The sequence below is a fragment of the Pseudonocardia sp. OZ21 genome (assembly GCF_059359135.1).
Map to the genome: position 1 here is coordinate 1 of NZ_JCADBN010000021.1, position 18829 is coordinate 18829.

Below are 18829 nucleotides of genomic sequence, written 5' to 3' on the forward strand. Positions count from 1 at the left end.
CGGCTGATGGGCGAGCTCGGCCTGGTCGGTGCCAGGCGCGGTCGCCGAGTCCGCACCACCGCCGCGGACACCGCTGCCGCGCTGACCGACGGCGGCTCCGTTGCTGGACGACCACGACGTGGTCGTAGGTCATCACCACCGCCATCGAGCGTCTCGGACGAGCGTCACGGCCCAGGGTGCCAGCTCGTCGACCGGCCTGGTGAGCAGGTGTGCACGCAGCGCCTCCGCCACTTCGCGCGTCTCAGTAGCGGCGCCTACCGCTCCGATACCGGGGACGTTGCCGATCACTGCCCAGCCTTGCCCACCTGCGCCCGCAAGCGAAACGACCTCTGCTGACCGGGGTCCGGCGCTCAGAAGCTCTCGGGCGGCGGCGTAGGTGGAGGCATCCAGTGGTCGGGGCAGCAAGCCACTCGCCGTAGGAACCGTCGCGCCGACCGCGGCGTCCAGCGCCGTGGCCGCACCAGCCAGATCCCGCACCGCCTCTGCCCGCGCTGCCCGCCCCACCCGACCGCGCCCGCTGCCCCGATGGCGCGCCAGACGCTCGGCGATGTACGTGGCGATGTGTGCGAGCTGGTACGTCTCGTAGCCACCCAGCGTCAGCAACGGATAGTCCGGAGCGGTCATTCGAACGCACCTCCATGCGTGCGCCGCGGGCGCGCAGCGGGAACCCGAGGGGGCTGCGCAGTCCTGCCAGAGCGTTCAGAGACGGTGGGGCGACCTGTCCGAGGGGTCGTTGCTCGCAGGGCACGGGCTGCGGTGCGCGCGGCTTGTTCGCGTGGGGCCAGGTCAGGCGCGTGGAGGAACGCGGATGCTGCAAGCTCTTCGGCGCGGCGGAACGCCAAGCGGTAGAGCGGAAGGCGGCCTCGTCACGAACGTCGAACATGACTCGACCCAGCGTCACCCTCAGACGACTGGGCTGCCCGACCGGCCGTTCCAAGCGCGCGAATACCGGCGGGGAGTCAACTGCCTCGAACATCACTGCGGGCTCCGCCATACCCCGTATCGGCGCCACGCTCTTCGGGTCGGTCGCCCGGACGAGCAACGATGCCGAAGGCTTCATCTCATCCCAGGTCCGAGCGAAAGTGGCCACCGTAGCGGCATCGTGCATATAGACCAGCGCTCCCCCGACCCGCACGCTCACCGCCGCACCGTCGGTACCCGGCCGATGTGCCATCACCGTGGTGTCCTGCAGACCAGCCAGCGCGACGATCACGCTGACCGTCTGGCGCGTTCGCTGCATCCGTTCCGCCTCCGAGCACAGTCGTGGCGCGACACGTGGATCAGTCGCGCGGCTGGCCGGAGCGTCGCGACGCAGGCCGGTCATGCCGTGGCCGAAGCGTGACCATCTCGTGGTCGGACACAGCCGCAGCGAATGCCGGCACCACCATCCGACCCTCGGCCCACCTGCTGATCACATCTGCTGCAACCCGTGACGCCGCCGCTTGGTGCTCCCGATCGCGATCCCGCTGCCATCCAGCGATCTCGCGCAGCAAGGCAGCCAAGGCGACGGTCAGTGCGACTGCAGCCGGCCCGGGATCGTTCGCCCCGCCGACCATGCGGCGGCGATGTACCAGCTGGCGAGCAACTCGCCGGAGCCCCGCGGCCGAGGGCCCGTGCCGAACAGGTGCGCCCCGCGGGGACCGAGCCCCACGATCGAAGGCATCCGCGGCAGCACCCAGCTCGTCCACATGCCCCGCCAGTGCAGTCACCACATCACGCGCGGCGTGCGCGATCCCGTCCGGATCCTCAGCACCTCGACCACGTCGCGCAGCAGCCACTGCAGCACGAGCTCCATCCACCCTCCGCCGTGCCGCCTCCGCCGGCACCGCCGCAGCCGAGCCCTCCGCCCCCTCGTTCCACGCACGCAGCAACCGCGGAAGCGAGAGATCCGGGGCCAACTTGCTCCCGCTGTAGAACACCGGCTCCCCCGACGCCGTCGTGTCCCCTCGACGCGCGATCTTGTACCCCAGCGGATCACCCGACGGCGCCCGGCGCAGCTCCACGAGATAGCCAGCAGCCTCCAGTGCCCCCATGAACGCCAGGGGTGAATCAGCCGCCACCGCAGCGACGCGCACCGCCCTCGCCAGCTCAACCCGGGCCGGCTCCCGGCCCTGGCGACGCGCCTTCTCGATCTCCCCCCGCCCTGGTGCCCGCGCTGCCGTCCCATCAGCAGCAGCGGTCATCGTCAGGCCCAGACGCCCCTCGATCCGCCGCGCCGTCTCCCTCAGACGCGGATAGTCCCGGCTCGGCCAGAACCTCCGACAGGTGTCCTGCCGCACCAACACCACCGCGATGTGGACGTGGTCGTCGGCATGCCGAATCACCACCCACCGCGGTCCGCCGGCGTCCCCCCGCGCCGCGACACCCGCGCCATCGACCAGCTCGCGGGCGACCGAGGCCCACGCCGTGTCCGACAGCACGCGGTCCCCCGCCGCGACCCGGACGGAGCAGTGCCAGACATACCCGCGCTTGCCGTCGCCGTCGCGCTCTGGCAGCCCAGCAGCGATAGCAGGCGCCCGAACCGCTCGAATCAGCGGCCCCAGGTCGCGATCGAACTCCCCCGGCCCGGTCTGCTCGGGCTGCCAACCCGCGTCCCGGCCGTCCCAGCTGCCGATCACCCGCGGCCGAACGTGCTCCTGAGCCCGCCCCGGCCCCATCAGATAGGCAATCAGTCCACCGACCCTCCAGCCGTGCACCACCTTTGTGATCACCGACCACCGCGCTCAAGCTCCGAGACGGCCACGTCGATCGCCGCATCCAGCCGCGCAAGCAGACGCGCCACCCGCTCGGAAAAGACCTCGTCCGCGGACAGCTGGGCCACGAGCGCAACATCAGCGTGCAGCCGCAGCAGATCTGGAAGCCCAAAGGGCGTGCTTGTACCGCACTCCGCGGCGTCGATCGCCGTCTGCCCGATCCAGGCACCGACCGCAAGGCCAGCTAGGGTCGCACGTTCACGGACCAATACGAACTCGGCGTCGGAGAACCTGACCACAACCTGCCGACGCCGAGGCACTGGTGCCTGCGCCCGACGCCGCTGCGCTCCCTCGAGACGCCTCTCGGAGATGAGCTCCACAAGTCCCGCAGTCAACGCTTCACGGGCTGCCAAATCGTTGTCGCGTGAACGCCGCAGTTGCCCCGACCGAATACGCGAAGACCACTGACAGGCAATACTTCATCCGGCTGCAACGAGGTTCGACCGCATCTCGACACTTGCGACCGCTGCCGGACAAGTGCCACGAACCGGACGAGCACCATCTCAGTCCCACCCGGCCACACCTCCCAGAGGGTGGCGTAGGCCTCCGCGGTTCCAGCGATGTAAGAGATCACTGGGCTGGAGCGACACCGAGATGTGAGTGTTGTCCCACTGTGGACTGGAGCGTACCCACTCGTCACGGTCGGAAGATCCGGTGCCCACAGGCTAGACCTCAAGGCCGAGCCGTGAGCAGGGAGTATTCAGTTGAGCGAGTCGGAGACCGCGTTGTCCTCCCGCCTACCGGCGATCAAGAAAACTACAGGTCCTTCAGCACATGGAGCGATGCGGACGACGCCCTCACCCGCTTTTTCGCGATCTCGCTAGGCGGTCGGGAGCTCGAGGAGTACGTCAGTGTCGAGGTCCGGCTCGTTCACCGGCCTGACAACGAGTACAACCCCAACGCGATCTCCGTAGTGATGCCGGACGTGTTCGGCGGGAACGTCCGCGCTCGCCACGTGGGTTACCTCTACGACCACTACCTGCGCAAGGTCGACATGGCGAGACTCGCGGATCTCATGGGACCGGCAGCCGTTCCAGGTGCGGTTCCCGGGTACGGTCCGCTGATCACTGTTGTTCGGTCATCCCATCGCCGGGGATCGCGTTGCATGTGACCGCCTCGCCGGTATACGCGGCGACGGCGGGGACGCCGTCAGCTCGGCCGTCACGAGCGCCTTGCGGCCGCCGGCTCTTCCTGCGCATCGACGCCGTCCTGAACCACGTCGTTCTGAAGGCGCTCACCCGCACCACCAGGCCGACCCTCACCCAGATCCGACGAAAAGGCGTACCTCCGTCGCCCCCAGTGATGTTCGACCGTCGAGGACTCACCGGGGGACCCTGATGGGGCTACCGCCGGCCAACCGTGCTCGATCCAGTGAGCGGAGCAGCTCCCAGTCTCGTCGTTGGTCGCTCAGCTCGGTGTGCGTGACACTCAGTTCGGTGACGCAGTCGTCGATATAGCGCTCCAACGCGGATACCCACGGCCGATCCCCGCGTATCTGTCGAGAACCCTTCCAACCGGTACCGTCAGCCGTGGCGGGCCAGGAGCTCCGGAACCGTCGACAAGACGCTCAATGTGCCGTCGGTCTCCAGCACGACGGCCGCAACATCATCCAGCGACGCTCGCCCCGTACCGCGGGCAGCCTGCCGCACCTCGTCCTCCGTCACCCGCGCACGGCGCATCTGATCCCGTTGGAAGCCCCGGTGGTACAGCAGGACCGGCTCGGACTTCACAGTTCGCTCAGCCGTGCGCCACCGCATGGACGACCTGCTCACAACGAACTGCAGCAGTACCAGAACGATCAGACCGAGCGCTCCCTCCGCCAGGCTGACGGTTGAGTTGAGCAGCACTGTTGCCAACGTCGAGCCGAGCGCCACCGTGACGACGAGGTCGAACGCGTTCAGCTTGGACAACGTCCGTGCACCAGAGATACGGAGGACCGCTACGAGCACGATGTATGCCAGGGGCCCCACCACGAGGATCCGAACCAGATCGCTCCACGAGTCGAACCACATCCTCCCGACCTACCCCACCTGACGGACGCGAGACCCGGGCCGACCTGACGATCTCCTGACGGCGGGCCGAGCACTCGGCGCAGAGCCCCACACTCCGATCAGGGTGAGGACGAGGAGGCGATGCCCAGGGCGGCCTGCAGCATCCGCGAGCAGGAACCGCGGGAACGGATGACGCCTGAGCGAGATCCCCCACGTTCCCGGAGCGGTCCCTGCCCCGGTGTGCTGATCAGCGCGGACTGGTAGGCGCCCACCATGACGGCTGACGTGAGCGGGTTCAGAGGCGCGGTTCCACCGCGGTCGTCGTTGTGTAGTACCACGCGTCCATCCCCTCCACCGCAGAGGTGGCCGAGCTCGAGCGGCTGCTGGAGCAGCAGCCACCGGTGGCCGGGGTTCTCGGTCCCGGCGACCAGCCACTCCCCCTCCAACTCGGGCTCTTCTCCTCGCCCGGCGGCGGCGCTGTGCGCTACCTGCTGACCCTGGACAGCGATCCGCTCGCCGCCGAGGCCATCGACGGACTCCGCGAGGTCCGCGAGCGCATGCCCGAGCTGCTCGCGGCCGCAGGACTGGAAGGTGCCGAGGTCTCCTACGCCGGCGACACCGCCCTCGGACTCTCCCTGATCGACACCGCGGCCGCCGACCTGTGGCGGGTGGCGATCGCGGTCGTCCTGGTCGACCTGCTACTGCTCATCTGGTTCCTGCGCGCCATCGTCGCCCCGCTCTACCTCCTGGCCACCAGCGTGCTGGCCGTCGGCGCCTCCCTCGGGCTGACGACGTGGTTCTTCCAGGACGTGCTCGGCCGCGAAGGCCCAACCTTCTACGTCCCCTTCGCCGCGGCGGTCCTGCTCATCTCCCTCGGCTCCGACTACAACATCTTCAGCGTCGGCTACATCTGGGAGGAGGCGCGGCGACGCACGCTGCCCGAGGCCCTTGCCGTCGCCGTACCCCGCTCCACTCGGGCCATCAACGCCGCTGGTATCACCCTCGCGGCGAGCTTCGCCCTGGTCGCGCTCATTCCCGTCGGACCGTTCCAGGAACTCGCATTCGCCGTCGCGGTCGGCGTCCTGATCGACGCGTTCGTCGTCCGCTCCCTCCTCGTCCCCGCCCTGGTCTCACTCGTCGGCCGCGCCAGCGGCTGGCCGGGACGACGGATCAGGGCGCGGACCGACGCCATCGACAGCTGACCGCCGACGCATCTTCTTCACTTCCGGGCAGTTGAGCCCGTCTCCGGGACCGCGACCACGTCCCGCCCGCCCGAGGCCATCAGTAGGTGCAGTGAGCAGGGCGAAGAATCCGAGCCCGATGATGACTTCGACGATGACCGGTCCCAGAGGACCAGGTCCTGGGCCGTATGATCGTGGTGTCTCGTGACGCAGCCGCTGCCGGCGCGCCTCAGGCATGCTGAACCGGGCCTGCCGATCCGTTGACGGTTCTGCCTGCCAGCAGCGCCGCATCGCCCCGGCCTGCTCGGCCTCCTGCAGGACTCCTACAAGCGCCTGTGCGCGGTACGTGTGTCGAGGAAGAACGCCCCGAGAGCACCGGCCACCGTGGCGAACACGGCCGCCGCATACACCGCGAGCACCACCTCGAGAACCCGGGCGAGCATGCCCGCCGCGGCGAGCGGTTCGCCGGTCATTGAGGCCAGGGCCGTGTCGTGCAGTGCGATCGCGTAGGAGTTGTAGGCACCGACCACGAACAGCAGTTGACTCGCCGACAGGACCAGCACGGCGGCGACGGCCGCGAGCCAGCCGATCCGTCCGGACAGCAACCGGGCCGCCGACCTCGACCCGCCAACGGCTGCCGAGAGCACACTGCTGACACGTGCGGCCCGCCGCAACGGCAGCACCCGCGCGAAGCGGAGGAACGGCACTACGAGGAACACGAGCTGCCACCAGTTCCGCGCCCAGAACCGTCGCCGGTCGCGTGCCACGATTGCGCGGAACGCGAACTCGGCCACGAACACCGACCACAGCACCCATCCCGACACCGTGAGCGCGGTGCCCACCCCCGGGTCCCGGGCAAGCACCTGCCCGAGCACGACAAGGAGGAACACCAGGCCCGAGTGTGCCCATGGGGCGGTCGAGGCGCCGGGCGATGTGCTCGGTGCGCGCCACCCCGTCCCCGCCGCGTTTCGCCATCGCGGCTCCGGCGCCCCCGCCCGGCTCCGCTGCAATCGTTCTCGGCCCGGAAGAGCTGAGTGCGCTCATCCGGGACCGCCAGAAGCGCTTCGGCACGGCACCGCCATCGGTCCTCGCTTCCCGGCGACGTGCGCCGCCCGGGCGCTGTGTATCCGCCGCATCGGTGCCCAGCCACTGACGACAGGCAGACGCGGGATCGTCAGGTGACCGTCGGGTAGAAAGCGGTGGGCTCTGCGCAGTCCACCTCCACTCCCTGACAGTGAGCTGACGATCTGCCACCTGCGGTTGCTGGAGATGTCGCCGGGGTTTCTGCTGAGTCCATGACGGTGACGCCTACCGACAGCATGCATGTAGTGGCGACCGTGGCGCCGCTGTCGCGCATCGAGGATGCGATCAACGCAGTTTTCGAGCCCATCTCCGAGGCGCTCGCGGCATTCGTGTTCGCCGAGGTCACGGTCTTCGGTATCACGTTTCCCTGGATCGTCGGATGGCTGGTCGTCGCCGCGACCGTGTTCACCATCTACTTCGGTGTCGTGCAGTTCCGCAAGTTCGGTCTCGCCCTCGCGATCGTGCGCGGCAGATACAGTCGCGACGACGAGCCCGGCGAGATCAGTCATTTCCAGGCGCTCAGCTCGGCGGTATCCGGGACGGTCGGGCTCGGCAACATCGCCGGCGTCGGCGTCGCGGTGACGATCGGCGGACCCGGGGCGACCTTCTGGATGATCCTCGCAGGCCTGCTCGGCATGTGCACGAAGTTCGTGGAGTGCACGCTCGGCGTCAGGTACCGCGAGTACCACGAGGACGGCTCGGTGTCCGGCGGACCGATGCACTACCTGCGCAAAGGGGTCGCCGAACGCATTCCGGGCGCCGCCGGTCGGATCGTCGGCCGAGTGCTGGCAGCCGGCGCGGCGGTCTTCATCCTGTTCTTCGGTATCGCCGGCGGCAACATGTTCCAGGCCAACCAGACGTTCGCGCAGCTCCAGGACGTCACCGGCGGCACGGACGGGTTCCTCGGCTGGGGCGGCGCGTCGCTCACCTTCGGGATCCTGCTCGCGCTGGTCGTGGGGGCGGTGATCTTCGGGGGGATCAAGTCGATCGGGCGGGTCACGAGCCGCCTCGTGCCCGCGATGGCGATCATCTACGTCACGGCATGCCTCATCGTGATCACGGTCAACGTCACCTCGGTGCCCGCAGCGTTCGGGGCCATCATCTCCGGTGCGTTCAGCCCCGAGGGCGTGACGGGCGGAGCGGTCGGCGCGCTGATCGTCGGGTTCCAGCGCGCCGCGTTCTCGAACGAGGCCGGTCTGGGCTCGGCGCCGATCGCGCACTCCGCGGTGAAGACGAATTATCCGATCACCGAGGGCTACGTGGCCATGCTCGAGCCCTTCATCGACACCGTGGTCATCTGCACGATGACGGCACTCACGATCGTGATCGCGGCGACCCCGTTCTACAACGACGCCCAGGCGAGCGCCATCGCGGGCGGCGAGACCCCGGACGGGGTCCTCGTGACGTCGAACGCCTTCGAGACCGTCCTGCCCGGGTTCCCCTACGTCCTCACCGTCGCGATCGCGCTGTTCGCACTCTCCACCCTGATCACCTGGGCCTACTACGGGCAGAAGGCCTGGACGTACCTGTTCGGGAGGAGCCACGTCAAGGAGCGCGTCTACCAGATCGTGTTCTGCCTGTTCGTCGTCGTCGGCTCGGTACTCACCCTCGACGCCGTGCTCAGCTTCGCCGACGCGGTGCTGTTCCTGCTCGCCCTGTTCAACATCGTCGGCCTGTACCTGCTGGCGCCCGTCGTGAAGCGGGAGGCAGCGGTGTACCGGGACAAGCTCCGCAGCGGCGACGTCAGCAAGGTGGTGGATCAGCCTCGGCGGTCCCGGACATGAGCATCGCAATGCCTGGCGCCGGACGCTCTGTCAGGTGTTCGTCAGGTTCGTCTCCCCCGGCCCGGGAAGACCTCGAACATGCGGCATCCAGCAGAGAATCACACCGGACGGAGGGGAGCGACGGTCGCCGCCGCGCTCGCTGAGGACCACGGCGACGACTCCCTCCTCATCATCACCGACGAACCGGTTGAGGAGTTCCAATACGACCCCGCCGTCGAGCAGCTGCCGGTGCCCTGAGTCCCGAGACCGAAGATGGACGTCGTACTGGCGCTCTTCGCCGGGACCGTTCTTGTGCTGGGACTCGCCTCCCGGCTCCTGAAGCGGCACTCGCTCTCCCCGGTGCTCGTTGCACTCGCCGTCGGTGCCGCTGCCGGCCCGGCCGCGCTGGCCTGGCTGGACCCCGCCGCCCAGGTGGGTAGGACACACCTCCTCGAGGAGGTGTGCCGCGTCGCGCTCGCCCTCGGAGTGGCGGACATCGCGCTGCAGCTGACCCGGGAGGACCTGCGAGCCAACTCCCGTCGGCTGGTGTTGTTGCTGACCGTCGTGATGGCCGGGATGTGGCTGGCCACCGCCACCGGTGCCGTGCTGCTGCTGGGTGTCCCGCTCGGGCTGGCACTGCTGCTGGGTGCCGCGCTGACCCCGACTGATCCGGTGGTGTCATCCGGCCTGGTGAGCGGGGTGCTGGCGGAACGGATGCTGCCACGTCGCCTGCGACGGACCCTGCAGGCCGAGTCGGGGGCCAACGACGGGCTGGCGCTGCCGTTCGTCCTGCTCGCGGGCCTGGTCGCCACCGAGCCGCTGGGCTCGGCGTTGTCGCACTGGGCGGTCGAGGCCGCCCGGCAGCTGGGCCTGGCGGTGGCGGTGGCGGTCGGACCGTTGCTGGGGTGGAGCGCCGCCCGGCTCGCGCGGGGAGCCGTGGCGCGCGAGCTGATCGATCGCAGCTACCTGCCACTGCTGGGCGTCGCCACGAGCCTGGTCACCCTTGCGCTCGTGCACCTCGTCGGCGGCAGTGGCGTGCTGGGCGCGTTCTTCGCCGTACTCGCTCTCTCCCTGGCCCTGCCCGACGATATCCGCGAACCCGTCGGCGACATGCAGAGCGCAGCGAGCCGGCTCGGCGTCGTCGCGGTGTTTGCGACCTTCGGGACCATTGTGCCCTGGTCGCAGTGGGTGTCGCTCGGTGTACCGGGTCTGCTCTTCGCCGGCTGGGTACTCCTGCTGCGCCGTCCTCCCGTGGCGTGGGTCGCGTTCCTCGGCGGCGACACCGGTTCCCGCTCTCGGGCGTTCCTCGCGTGGTTCGGCCCACTGGGCGTCGCCGGCATCTACTACCTCGCGTTCGCCGAGAGATACACCCTCCCGGGCTACGAGCGGCTCTTCGCTGCCGGCTCGCTGGCCATCTGCGTGTCGGTGGTCGTGCACACGCTGACCTCCAGCGCAGCGGTCCGGTCCTATGGACGCCGGGCCGGCACGGAGCGCCCGGAGGGGGAGTCCGCCCATGTGACGGGGCCGCTCCCGTAAGGACGACGAACGGCAGTCGTTGCACATGGATCGAAGGGAAGTCCATGCCTGACCAAGCGCTGACGATCTCTCGCGCCCGCTCGGCGTTAGCCCGGATCAACGCTGGAACTGCAGAAGGTCGCCGACGGCCCGCGCTGAGCAACCAGGACCGCAGGATGGCCGGAGCGGCGAGTACGGCTGGGCAGCCCGACTCGCTCAACCGGGGGGAGCAAGCATCCCGTCCTGAGTGACACATGCGCGACGGCCGTCGGCCTCCTGCGGTGAAGACGCCGGCCTCTGCCCCTACGGTCCGGCGGGAGCGGTCAGCAGGCGTTCCGCGAGAGCTGACGACTTTTTGAAGGTGGAGGACCTGCCATCGCTCCGATCGCATCCCGGGGTATCCCGGTCTCGAAGGAGGTGGGCACGATGACAACTGCGGAACCGGACGATGCAGGCTTCGACCGAAGGGCCGACGACTCGTGCAAGAGGTGGCAGGACGAGAGCACGCCGAGAGGCACTGCGCCCACTGGGACGGAGGAACCCCTGTGGGTCCTGGCCTCGATCGTTCTGGGGTTGGTCGCTCTCACCGGATCCATCCTGGTCTTCGCCCTGACAGCCATCGCCGGGCTCATCGTCTTCCTGACGCACGTCCCGGATACGGGGACGGCCAGATCCGGCCTGGATCGCCTGGGGGGGCCGGTCAACGGTCCGGGTTTCTGGCGCTGAGGGGGCCGAGAGAGCACGCATCTCCCCCTGCACCCTGCTCCCGTCGCAGCAACGAGACGCGACGACGACGCTCCGGTGGCAGTCATGGAGCCTTGTGGATCGGCGGGAACAGCAGCCGAGACGCAGGTTCGAGACGCGCGCCACTCGCTGAGCTGCCGCCACAACCGGCTACACAGGCCGTTGCAGTGAGAGGGGTGTCGGATGAGTGAGAAGCCATCGAACGCCGAGCGGGTGAAGGGCGTCAAGGGCCGGGCAATCGCCTCCTCAGGGGGCCGAACGAGCGGGCTGTGGATCGGCGTGATCCTCTCGGCAGTGGTCCTGCTCTTTCTGCTGATCTTCATCCTGCAGAACAGTGCGCCGGTGCAGATCGTATTCCTGGGGTGGACGGGCGCCCTACCGACGGGCGTCGCCCTGCTCTTCGCCGCGATCGCCGGGGTGCTGCTCGTGGCGCTCCCGGGTGCCGCGAGGATGCTCCAGCTACGCGGGGACGCACGACGTGACAGGGCACGGGTGCGCTGACCCTGCTACCGATGTACCCGGTAGGCGGCGGCCATGTCGCACGACACGTCTCGTACCGGCTGCCCCTGCCGCCCGACGGCACCGCCCCGCAGATCCTCACCGCGCCGATCTCAGCCCCGGCGCCGCCCACGACGCCTGCCCCGAACTGCTCGACGCTCCCCGGTTGACGGCGACGGCGGTTTCCCGTCATCCCGCCGAACACCGGACCGAGCACGAGCTCGAGCACCTTGGTCCCGACCCCCACGTCACCACGGCGGCCAGCGCCAGGAACACCAACGCGGTGGACAGGATCGACTGCGCGGCCAATCGGACAGCGCGAGCGTCGCCAGCAGCACCACGTCGAATGTCAGAACCAAGACCACGCCGCTCCCTCGATGGAGGTAGATGGGTCAGGAAGGACGTCGGGCGGGGCCCTTGGAGCCAGCGTCGAACTCGGCGCTCCCGTCACCCTTCAGGAGCGGAGATCGGGCCAGTACCACGGTGCATACGGCGATGGCCGCCGCGCCCGCGACGGCAAGTGCCAGCCAGCCACCCGTGCGGACCTGCTCCCCGAACACGACGATCCCGAACGCCACCGCGACCACCGGATTGGAGAGGGTGAGCGCAGGCTGCGCGGCAACGAGACTGCCAGCCTGCAGGCTCTTCTGCAGCAAGAAGAAGTAGGCGGGGCCGAGCACGATCAGCAGGTAGGTCTGCGGCGACGTGAGGACACCTCCGATCCCCGACCTGACGTAGACCGCGCTGATCCCGGAGAGCAGCACTGCGGTGAGAGCGAAACCGACCCCCGTGGCGAGTCCGAGGTACGCCGCACGCCGGGTGCCTGCCGCTCGGAACCCGATCACGGCGAAGAGAACACTGATCGCGAACATGACCCCGATACCCAGGATCCAGTTGCCTGCTGAGGCCTGTGCGGGGCCTTCCCTGGCGGGCTTCAGCGCCCAGAGAAGGGCAACGAGTCCAGCAGACATCCCGATGACGGCTCCCCACTCACGCAGGTGCAACGGCGACCGGAAAACCACCTGGGCCAGGACCAGCGCGAACGCCAGTTCCAGCACCAGGATCGGCTGGACGAGCGCGATGGGCCCGGTCGCCAGCGCCGCGGCCTGGCACAGGAACCCGACGACGAGCGCGGCGATGCCGCCGACCCAGCCCGGCCGGTGGGCGAGCTGCCAGAGCAGCCGGATCGGGCCGCCCCCCTGATCCTCCGGTACATCGGCACCGGCCCGGCGTTGCAGCACGGACGCGACCGCGTTGCCGACCGCGGCGAGGACCGCCAGGACGACGCTCAGCACGGGCTACCGACCTGGTGGGCCTGATGATCGCAGGACCTCACGGCCTACGCCTTCCCTGTCGGAGCCGATCGAAACGCGGCGGGTTCGGGCCACGACCCGGTACCGCCCCATCGTGACGCAGCTCGCTCGCCCGGTCTCGTGGGCGGTCCACGCCCTGGGCACGAACGTCGGTGACGTCGTCAGGGGCGGGCCGCATCAGGCGCACCCCGACGCGGCCAGAGCTGCGCACCGAGAGCACCGCCGAGCGCACTCGCAACCACCGACAGCCCCAAACCCAGGACGGCCCACCCGGCGGAGTTACGCGCCACACTCACGGCAGCTGGCCCGACGACGGTACCGAAGACGCCGAAAACATTGGCGAAGGTACCCAGCAGCACACCCCCACCGGCGAGCGCGAGGCCCAGGAGCAGGGCTGCCGTGAGGGTCCAGCTCACCACACCGTTGAACATGCCGTCATTGATGCGGTGCCACATGACGGACGCTCCGGTGGCGAGTCCGCCGAGGAGGAACGCAACGAGGCCGAGCACCCCGCTGACGATGGCGCTTGTCGTCGAGCTGCCCGTACCGAGATCAAGCCAAACGAGCGCGAAGAACAGCAGTTGCAGGACGATGTTGAGAGTCAAGGTGGTGAGGGCCCCGGTCCAGACGGCGCCCCAGGGGATCCGGTCACCAGGGACACCACCTGACGTCCTCCTGGCGCGACCTGGCCGCGCCGCGCCTCCCACCTATTGGGCGCGCGCGGAGGCGGCGTGTAGTGGGGCTCCGGCGTTTCGGCAGCGAGCAGCACGTACTGTCGTCGGCCCCCGTGCATCTCCGACAGGTTCTCGTCAGTCAGAAGCGGCAAGCGCCGACGCCGACCTCCTGATTGCGGTCGATGGCGTCCTCGACGACGGGGCGGGCCTCTCGGGCCGTGAGTGCGTATCCGGTGCGACCACCAGGGTCACCGGCGAAGACGACGCCGCCGACGAGACCCGCACTCGTGACGAACGGGCCGCCCGAGTCTCCACGCTCGACCGGAGCCGAGAGGGCGAGGATCTCCCGCCGCACCCGGCTCCCGCCGTAGATGTCGCGGCCGACAGCGTCGAGACGGGCCTGCACGGTCGCCGGGCGCACCACCATTCGCGACTGTCCACCGGGAAACCCGAGCGTCGCGCCCTCGGTGCCGCTGGTGACGGCGGTGCCCGACCAACCGATTGCGGGGGCCTGGACACCGGGGGCGGCGAGCACGGCGAGGTCGAGTGCTGGATCGAGGTGAATCGCGACGGCGCTGTGCTCACCCGCGGCGTCCCGCACGCTGAGCTGATCGAAACCCGCGACGACGTGCGCGTTGGTGACGACGAACCCGGGCTGGGCGACGAACCCGGAGCCCGCCCCGATCACACCGCCGCAGCCGGCTGTGCTGATTTGCACGGTGCTCGGCTGCCCGGCGGTGGCCGCCGCCCGAACCGCTTCGTCGGCGGTGGCCGGGACCGGAGGCGCCGCGATTCCGCCGCGGCCCGGACCGGTGAACACCTGCGGGAAGCCCTGGTCGTCGAGGTATGCGGAGATGCGGCCGACGGCATCGGGGACAGGCGGCAGCACCGCGTCGATGGCCTGGACTGCTTGTGAACCGCGAATCTGCTGTGCGAGGGCGGGAACCGGGCCCCGGGCAAGCAGGCTCGACAGCAGCCAGACAGCGAACACGAGCCCGGCGGCGCCCACAGCTACGCCCGCGCCACGATCCACAACGTGCCGACACCGAGCCGCTGCGCGGCCCCGCGCAGACGAAGACCCACGGCGAACCCGATCGCTTGGCCGATCAGCACCGCAACGAGCAATATCCCGAGGGTGAGGAGGACGAGACCCGGCCCCGGTTCGTCGACGAGCAATCCGGCGATCCGGGGCGCCGCCCATATCCCCGCCAGCAGGCCGAGTCCGAACCCGCCGAACGCCGCGATCTGGGAGAGTGCGCCCTGCCGCCATCCACGGATCAACACATAGCCGAGCAACAACACGAGCACGGCGTCGAGCAGGTTCGGAGCGAACCCGCCCGTGTCCATCCGGTCACCCTTCCCTCATTGCCGCCACCGGCCGTTTGTCGATCGCGTTGGTCGCGGCTCCTCCGCCGGGTCGGCCGGCCTGTGCGCACCGGTATGCCCGCCCGCGGCCGCAGAGACACCCGGTCCCGCATTCAGGGTTCGGCGGGAAAGAGGGGGGTCAGACGCAAGCGGAGACGGGACGCCCGCGCTGAAGGAAGCTGTGACCGGAACCGGCCGTAGAGGCCACACGCACGTCAGGTGCCCGGTCGCATCTCACGGTTGGCTTCCGGGCTCCCCGTAGTTCACGCCCTCCGGCGGCCGTCGGCGTGACAGCGCCGAGCTCACCAATGCGGCCACCACGACGACTACCCCGACGACGACGTCGTTCCACAGGGCAGCGCCGCCGTAGGCAAGAACGAACGGCGCGATGATCAACCACACACCCAGGGCGACGTTGATCAACCCGAGCGCAGCGGTGCGGAAGGGCGTGACCATCCGCACCACCGCCACGAGCGCAATCGCGCTTCCGATGACGATGTCATTCCAGTAAGCGTCGAGATTAGGGCCGGATATGTCGTAGTTCAGCGCGACCGCCGCGAGCGCGAGCCAGATGCCCGCCACGAGGCTCACCGCGCTGACACCGGAAGAGATGGCGCCGCCACGCCGCCGCGGGGCGAGGACGCTGTGGGGTCCCGGGCCGCCGACCCGCTCGAGATCGGAGGCCCCTGTGGTGTGGCGCGCCTGGGTATCGGTGTCCGGGTTGAGTCCGACCGGCTGGTTCCTGCGGCGAAACTTCCTGTACTCGGGCATGGGCCTTCTCCCGTTCGATGACCGTGGCCACCGCAGCGAGGTGGCCGACACCATTCGGATGCCCTCGAACGCCAGAGGTCTACCTGTCGGGCAGCTTGCGGTCATGACGCGGATCTCAGAGGTAGCTCCACGGCAACGGCCGCTGGTGTCCTCGCGATCGAGCAGACCGCCGACGAACAGCAGTACGGCGTCCCAGGCCGGCACGGTGACACCGGAGGCCTCAGTACCGGAACCAGGCAGCACAAGCGTCGGCGCGGACACGAGGCTGCTTCTTGTCAGGTGACCGTCAGCTTCGACTCGACCCGGCCCGGGAGGCGCACCTACGCGGATCCGGACCTTGGCGTCGTTGACGGATCACGAGCCGGCGGCCGTGCGCCGGTGATCGAACACTCGATATCGGCATCGTCAGGCGACCGCCAGATAACGGCGCGGGACTGTGGGAAACCCAGCACTGAGTCGGCAGCGAACCCGAGAAGGTGGGAGGCGGGGCAGGCCCCGTACCAGGTGATCGCCACAAGAGCGCTGACTTGCGCTCCGCGCGACACCGAGGTCGCCGCATAAAGCGGCTCATTTCCTGAGCCGATTCAATGAGAAATGGAGTAAAGAATCATGTCGATGAACATTCATGATCCCGGCCGGCTCGCCGGCGCGGCCGTAGTCGGCCGCGACTGGGAGAAGCTGGGCAGCGTGCATGCGGTTTACTACGACACCGAGTCCGGCCGTCCGGAATGGGTCGCAGTTGTGAGCGGGCTCTTCGGGACCCGCGTCTCGCTGGTGCCGCTGGCACAGGCCGAGTTCGTCGGGGACGATCTACGGCTGCCCTACGACAAGGAGCAACTCAAGACGGCGCCCCACCACGACCCGGGGCGTGAGCTGAGCCCGTCGGAGGAGGCGGAACTGTTCCGCCACTACGAAGTTCCTTACGGCGGCGAGACCGGGACATCGCGGACCAGCGACTCCGTCGGCAATGCAGGGATGACCGCCACCGGCAGGGCGGGGTCGCCCGGCGGGGACCGTCCGGGCGCTTCCAGCGCTTCCGCGGACGACGCGATGACGCGCTCCGAGGAGCGGCTCAGCGCCGGCACGCGGACTCGTGAGACCGGGCGGGTGCGTCTGCGCAAGCACGTGGTCACCGAGCAGCAGCAGGTCACCGTGCCGGTCTCGCACGAGGAGGTCGTCGTCGAACGCGAACCGGCCGGCGGCGCCAATGCGGCAGACGAGGTCGCTCCGACCATCTCGGATGAGGAACGTGAGGTCGTCCTGCACGAGGAGCGGCCCGTCGTGGAGAAGGAGGCCGAGGTGGTCGAGCGGGTGCGGCTCGGTACCCGGACGGTCACCGGCGAGGAGACCGTCAGCGGCGAGGTCCGCAAGGAAGAGATCGAGGTGGACGCCGACAGGCAGCCTATCAGCGATGGGAACCGTCGAACCTCGTGACAGTGATCGGGTCGCCGGGAGGGGCGGGAGCGACGTCATGCCCCGGCCCCTGACGGCGCGGCGCGTGACGGTCGGGGCCCCGCCCCGACCGTCACGTCCGCCGAGTCGTTCCAGGGGACACGTCTCTCCCGGGTTCGATCCGGAGCCGCACGAGCTCGACGCTGTCACGCAGCCGGTCCAGGTCTCGTGGCGATGGGCGCCTGCGCGCGTAGGCGTCCAGGAGAAGATCGAGCTGGACGATGAGCGAGCGGCCGAGTCGTCGGCCGCCTGCTGCGGCGAGGCGGTCGGCGAGAACCACGGCACTGCCCAGGACCTCGGGGTGCTCAATGGCATATATCCGAACGGCGTCGAACACGAGATTTAGGACGTCAGCAGGCGGAACCGCTGGCGCGACCACCCGTATGGCCCCGGACTCGTCATAGCGGACCGCCGAGGGCATGGGGCGTGAAACGAGCAGACAGAGCCCCGCGGACAGACTGTCGAGAGCGTTGATCGCTGTGTAGGGATCATTCGTCCCGGGCGACAGCGCCCGGACGGCCATCTCGACCACCTGCTTCGTGGCGAACTCGACGTCCTGCTCGGGACCCCGCGAGTCGGCAAGGTTGATCGTCGCCACCACGTCCCGAAGCATTCGTGCATCGACACGGCTCTCGGGGGATATCGACGCCAGCTCGGTTCCGTCGACGCAGAACTGCCCCGGTCGGACGGAGAGCGTGACGACGACGTCGTGCTTGCGGGCCGCGTCCAGCAGTCCCTCCTGCCGGACCGCCACCACGTACCCGGACCGCGGCGCCACGACAGGCGCGGCGTCCTCGACCGCCGAAAGAGCGGCTCCGTCCCGAACGTCTCCGGCGGCATCGGTACCGATCCGCTCCGGATAGAGGCGGTTGACGGTCCCCCACAGCTCGTCCCGGACCCGGGCCGACAGCTTCCACACCTGGATGGAGTCGCTGATGTGGTGGATGAACCAGACCAGGAAGCCGATCGAGATCACCGCCATGACCACGGCGACGTTGACCGCAAGGTGCGGTACGAACTCCCGGGTTTCCTCCGAACCGTCGGCAGTTGTGTCCACCGTGCGGATGGACCGCAGGACGAGGAGCGAGTAGAGGAACGTCGCCACGAAAACGCCGAGGACCGCCTGGTTGACGCGATCCCTCATGAAGTTCCGTACCAGCCTCGCTCCGTACGTCGAGGATGTCAGCGCGAGCACGGCGATCGTGATGGAAAAGGTGGTGGACGCCACCGTGAGCATGGATCCGGCGATCGCGCCTAGCAGATCGCGGCTACCGCTGGCGCCGACGCGATAGAACAGCGGGCTGAACGGGCCGAGATCGACTCGAGGTCCGGCCTGGGATGTGGTGACCAACAGCTCCGCCAGTGCCGCTGCGCCCAGGCACAGGACGGCCGGGAGGAACCAGAACGAGGACCAGATCCACCGAAGCCCCTCCAGTACTCGCAAGAAAGCCGCGGATCCGTGGCGGGAGCCGAGTCCGCGTACCGCCCGGCGCCTGGACGACGGCGTGGCCATGCTGTCCGGTACCCCCGACGGTGCCAGGCCACACAGTCGGGGCGAAAGCCAGTGACGATCACCCAGGTCCACTCTTCGATCCATCGGCAAGCGGATCTTGAGCAAAGGCGACAGTTGACCCTGCCGCGCATGCGTCGACCGCGGCGCCACCGTCGCCCGACCAGGATGAGTGGCATCTCAGATCGCACCGTCAACCCCGATCCATGAGGGTGG

At 69.1% G+C, this 18829-nt stretch carries 19 protein-coding genes; 8 read left to right on the forward strand and 11 right to left on the reverse strand.

Annotated features, from left to right (window positions below; genetic code table 11):
- Positions 1-132 precede the first annotated feature (132 nt).
- The 3 genes from AC5L35_RS32565 to AC5L35_RS32575 all read right to left on the reverse strand — a co-directional run bounded on the left by AC5L35_RS32565 (position 133) and on the right by AC5L35_RS32575 (position 2992).
- Entirely contained in the window at positions 133-624 is a 492-nt protein-coding gene (locus AC5L35_RS32565) for a hypothetical protein (RefSeq protein ID WP_495063584.1), read from the reverse strand.
- Between the two features lie 656 nt (positions 625-1280).
- Positions 1281-2711 (reverse strand): relaxase/mobilization nuclease domain-containing protein, encoded by a 1431-nt coding sequence (locus tag AC5L35_RS32570; protein ID WP_495063585.1) that lies wholly within the window; start codon positions 2709-2711, stop codon positions 1281-1283.
- Positions 2708-2992 (reverse strand): hypothetical protein, encoded by a 285-nt coding sequence (locus AC5L35_RS32575; protein ID WP_495063586.1) that lies wholly within the window; start codon positions 2990-2992, stop codon positions 2708-2710. The genes AC5L35_RS32570 and AC5L35_RS32575 overlap by 4 nt, the downstream gene beginning before the upstream one ends.
- 446 nt (positions 2993-3438) lie before the next feature.
- Here AC5L35_RS32575 and AC5L35_RS32580 point away from each other — a divergent pair, with 446 nt between their 5' ends.
- The gene (locus AC5L35_RS32580) at positions 3439-3864 is read left to right on the forward strand and encodes a hypothetical protein (RefSeq protein ID WP_495063587.1); all 426 of its coding nucleotides are present in this window, start codon (positions 3439-3441) and stop codon (positions 3862-3864) included.
- A 412-nt stretch (positions 3865-4276) separates the two neighbouring features.
- Here AC5L35_RS32580 and AC5L35_RS32585 read toward each other — a convergent pair whose 3' ends face one another.
- The gene (locus AC5L35_RS32585; RefSeq protein ID WP_495063588.1) at positions 4277-4765 is read right to left on the reverse strand and encodes a DUF421 domain-containing protein; all 489 of its coding nucleotides are present in this window, start codon (positions 4763-4765) and stop codon (positions 4277-4279) included.
- A gap of 341 nt (positions 4766-5106) precedes the next feature.
- Between AC5L35_RS32585 and AC5L35_RS32590 the strand changes: the two genes are divergently transcribed.
- A complete protein-coding gene (locus AC5L35_RS32590; RefSeq protein WP_495063589.1) occupies positions 5107-5946 on the forward strand; it encodes an MMPL family transporter in 840 nt (279 codons plus the stop codon).
- Positions 5947-6248: 302 nt separating this feature from the next.
- Here AC5L35_RS32590 and AC5L35_RS32595 read toward each other — a convergent pair whose 3' ends face one another.
- On the reverse strand, positions 6249-6815 hold the full coding sequence (locus tag AC5L35_RS32595) for a hypothetical protein (RefSeq protein ID WP_495063590.1): 567 nt from the start codon (positions 6813-6815) through the stop codon (positions 6249-6251).
- Between the two features lie 405 nt (positions 6816-7220).
- On the opposite strand from AC5L35_RS32595, the gene AC5L35_RS32600 reads away from it, so the two are divergent.
- The 5 genes from AC5L35_RS32600 to AC5L35_RS32620 all read left to right on the forward strand — a co-directional run bounded on the left by AC5L35_RS32600 (position 7221) and on the right by AC5L35_RS32620 (position 11698).
- Positions 7221-8792 (forward strand): alanine/glycine:cation symporter family protein, encoded by a 1572-nt coding sequence (locus tag AC5L35_RS32600; RefSeq protein WP_495063591.1) that lies wholly within the window; start codon positions 7221-7223, stop codon positions 8790-8792.
- Between the two features lie 78 nt (positions 8793-8870).
- Positions 8871-9029, forward strand: coding sequence for a hypothetical protein (locus tag AC5L35_RS32605; RefSeq protein ID WP_495063592.1), 159 nt, complete (start codon positions 8871-8873; stop codon positions 9027-9029).
- A gap of 15 nt (positions 9030-9044) precedes the next feature.
- Complete coding sequence (locus AC5L35_RS32610; protein WP_495063593.1) at positions 9045-10307, forward strand: cation:proton antiporter domain-containing protein; 1263 nt, start codon at positions 9045-9047, stop codon at positions 10305-10307.
- 906 nt (positions 10308-11213) lie between these two features.
- Positions 11214-11531 (forward strand): LapA family protein, encoded by a 318-nt coding sequence (locus AC5L35_RS32615; protein ID WP_495063594.1) that lies wholly within the window; start codon positions 11214-11216, stop codon positions 11529-11531.
- Positions 11532-11542: 11 nt separating this feature from the next.
- Entirely contained in the window at positions 11543-11698 is a 156-nt protein-coding gene (locus AC5L35_RS32620) for a hypothetical protein (RefSeq protein ID WP_495063595.1), read from the forward strand.
- A 222-nt stretch (positions 11699-11920) separates the two neighbouring features.
- On the opposite strand, the gene AC5L35_RS32625 is transcribed toward AC5L35_RS32620, so the two are convergent.
- The 5 genes from AC5L35_RS32625 to AC5L35_RS32645 form a co-directional block, all read right to left on the reverse strand.
- Entirely contained in the window at positions 11921-12823 is a 903-nt protein-coding gene (locus AC5L35_RS32625) for a DMT family transporter (protein ID WP_495063596.1), read from the reverse strand.
- 179 nt (positions 12824-13002) lie between these two features.
- Positions 13003-13446: a hypothetical protein gene (locus AC5L35_RS32630; RefSeq protein ID WP_495063597.1), complete on the reverse strand. Its 444-nt coding sequence runs from the start codon at positions 13444-13446 to the stop codon at positions 13003-13005.
- A 208-nt stretch (positions 13447-13654) separates the two neighbouring features.
- Positions 13655-14404 (reverse strand): trypsin-like peptidase domain-containing protein, encoded by a 750-nt coding sequence (locus AC5L35_RS32635; RefSeq protein ID WP_495063598.1) that lies wholly within the window; start codon positions 14402-14404, stop codon positions 13655-13657.
- A gap of 122 nt (positions 14405-14526) precedes the next feature.
- Positions 14527-14862, reverse strand: coding sequence for a hypothetical protein (locus tag AC5L35_RS32640; RefSeq protein ID WP_495063599.1), 336 nt, complete (start codon positions 14860-14862; stop codon positions 14527-14529).
- 252 nt (positions 14863-15114) lie between these two features.
- Complete coding sequence (locus AC5L35_RS32645; RefSeq protein WP_495063600.1) at positions 15115-15912, reverse strand: SPW repeat domain-containing protein; 798 nt, start codon at positions 15910-15912, stop codon at positions 15115-15117.
- A gap of 348 nt (positions 15913-16260) precedes the next feature.
- Here AC5L35_RS32645 and AC5L35_RS32650 point away from each other — a divergent pair, with 348 nt between their 5' ends.
- Positions 16261-17085, forward strand: coding sequence for a DUF2382 domain-containing protein (locus AC5L35_RS32650; protein ID WP_495063601.1), 825 nt, complete (start codon positions 16261-16263; stop codon positions 17083-17085).
- A 91-nt stretch (positions 17086-17176) separates the two neighbouring features.
- Here AC5L35_RS32650 and AC5L35_RS32655 read toward each other — a convergent pair whose 3' ends face one another.
- Complete coding sequence (locus tag AC5L35_RS32655) at positions 17177-18547, reverse strand: DUF2254 domain-containing protein (protein WP_495063602.1); 1371 nt, start codon at positions 18545-18547, stop codon at positions 17177-17179.
- Positions 18548-18829: the final 282 nt, after the last annotated feature.

What these genes read in the sequence shown, in the direction of transcription:
- AC5L35_RS32605 (WP_495063592.1), top strand. Translation starts at nt 8,871, where the DNA reads ATGCGGCATCCAGCAGAGAATCACACCGGACGGAGGGGAGCGACGGTC.
- AC5L35_RS32620 (WP_495063595.1), top strand. Translation starts at nt 11,543, where the DNA reads ATGTACCCGGTAGGCGGCGGCCATGTCGCACGACACGTCTCGTACCGG.
- AC5L35_RS32650 (WP_495063601.1), top strand. Translation starts at nt 16,261, where the DNA reads ATGTCGATGAACATTCATGATCCCGGCCGGCTCGCCGGCGCGGCCGTA.
- AC5L35_RS32600 (WP_495063591.1), top strand. Translation starts at nt 7,221, where the DNA reads ATGACGGTGACGCCTACCGACAGCATGCATGTAGTGGCGACCGTGGCG.
- AC5L35_RS32640 (WP_495063599.1), bottom strand. Translation starts at nt 14,862, where the DNA reads ATGGACACGGGCGGGTTCGCTCCGAACCTGCTCGACGCCGTGCTCGTG.
- AC5L35_RS32585 (WP_495063588.1), bottom strand. Translation starts at nt 4,765, where the DNA reads ATGTGGTTCGACTCGTGGAGCGATCTGGTTCGGATCCTCGTGGTGGGG.
- AC5L35_RS32610 (WP_495063593.1), top strand. Translation starts at nt 9,045, where the DNA reads ATGGACGTCGTACTGGCGCTCTTCGCCGGGACCGTTCTTGTGCTGGGA.
- AC5L35_RS32615 (WP_495063594.1), top strand. Translation starts at nt 11,214, where the DNA reads ATGAGTGAGAAGCCATCGAACGCCGAGCGGGTGAAGGGCGTCAAGGGC.
- AC5L35_RS32565 (WP_495063584.1), bottom strand. Translation starts at nt 624, where the DNA reads ATGACCGCTCCGGACTATCCGTTGCTGACGCTGGGTGGCTACGAGACG.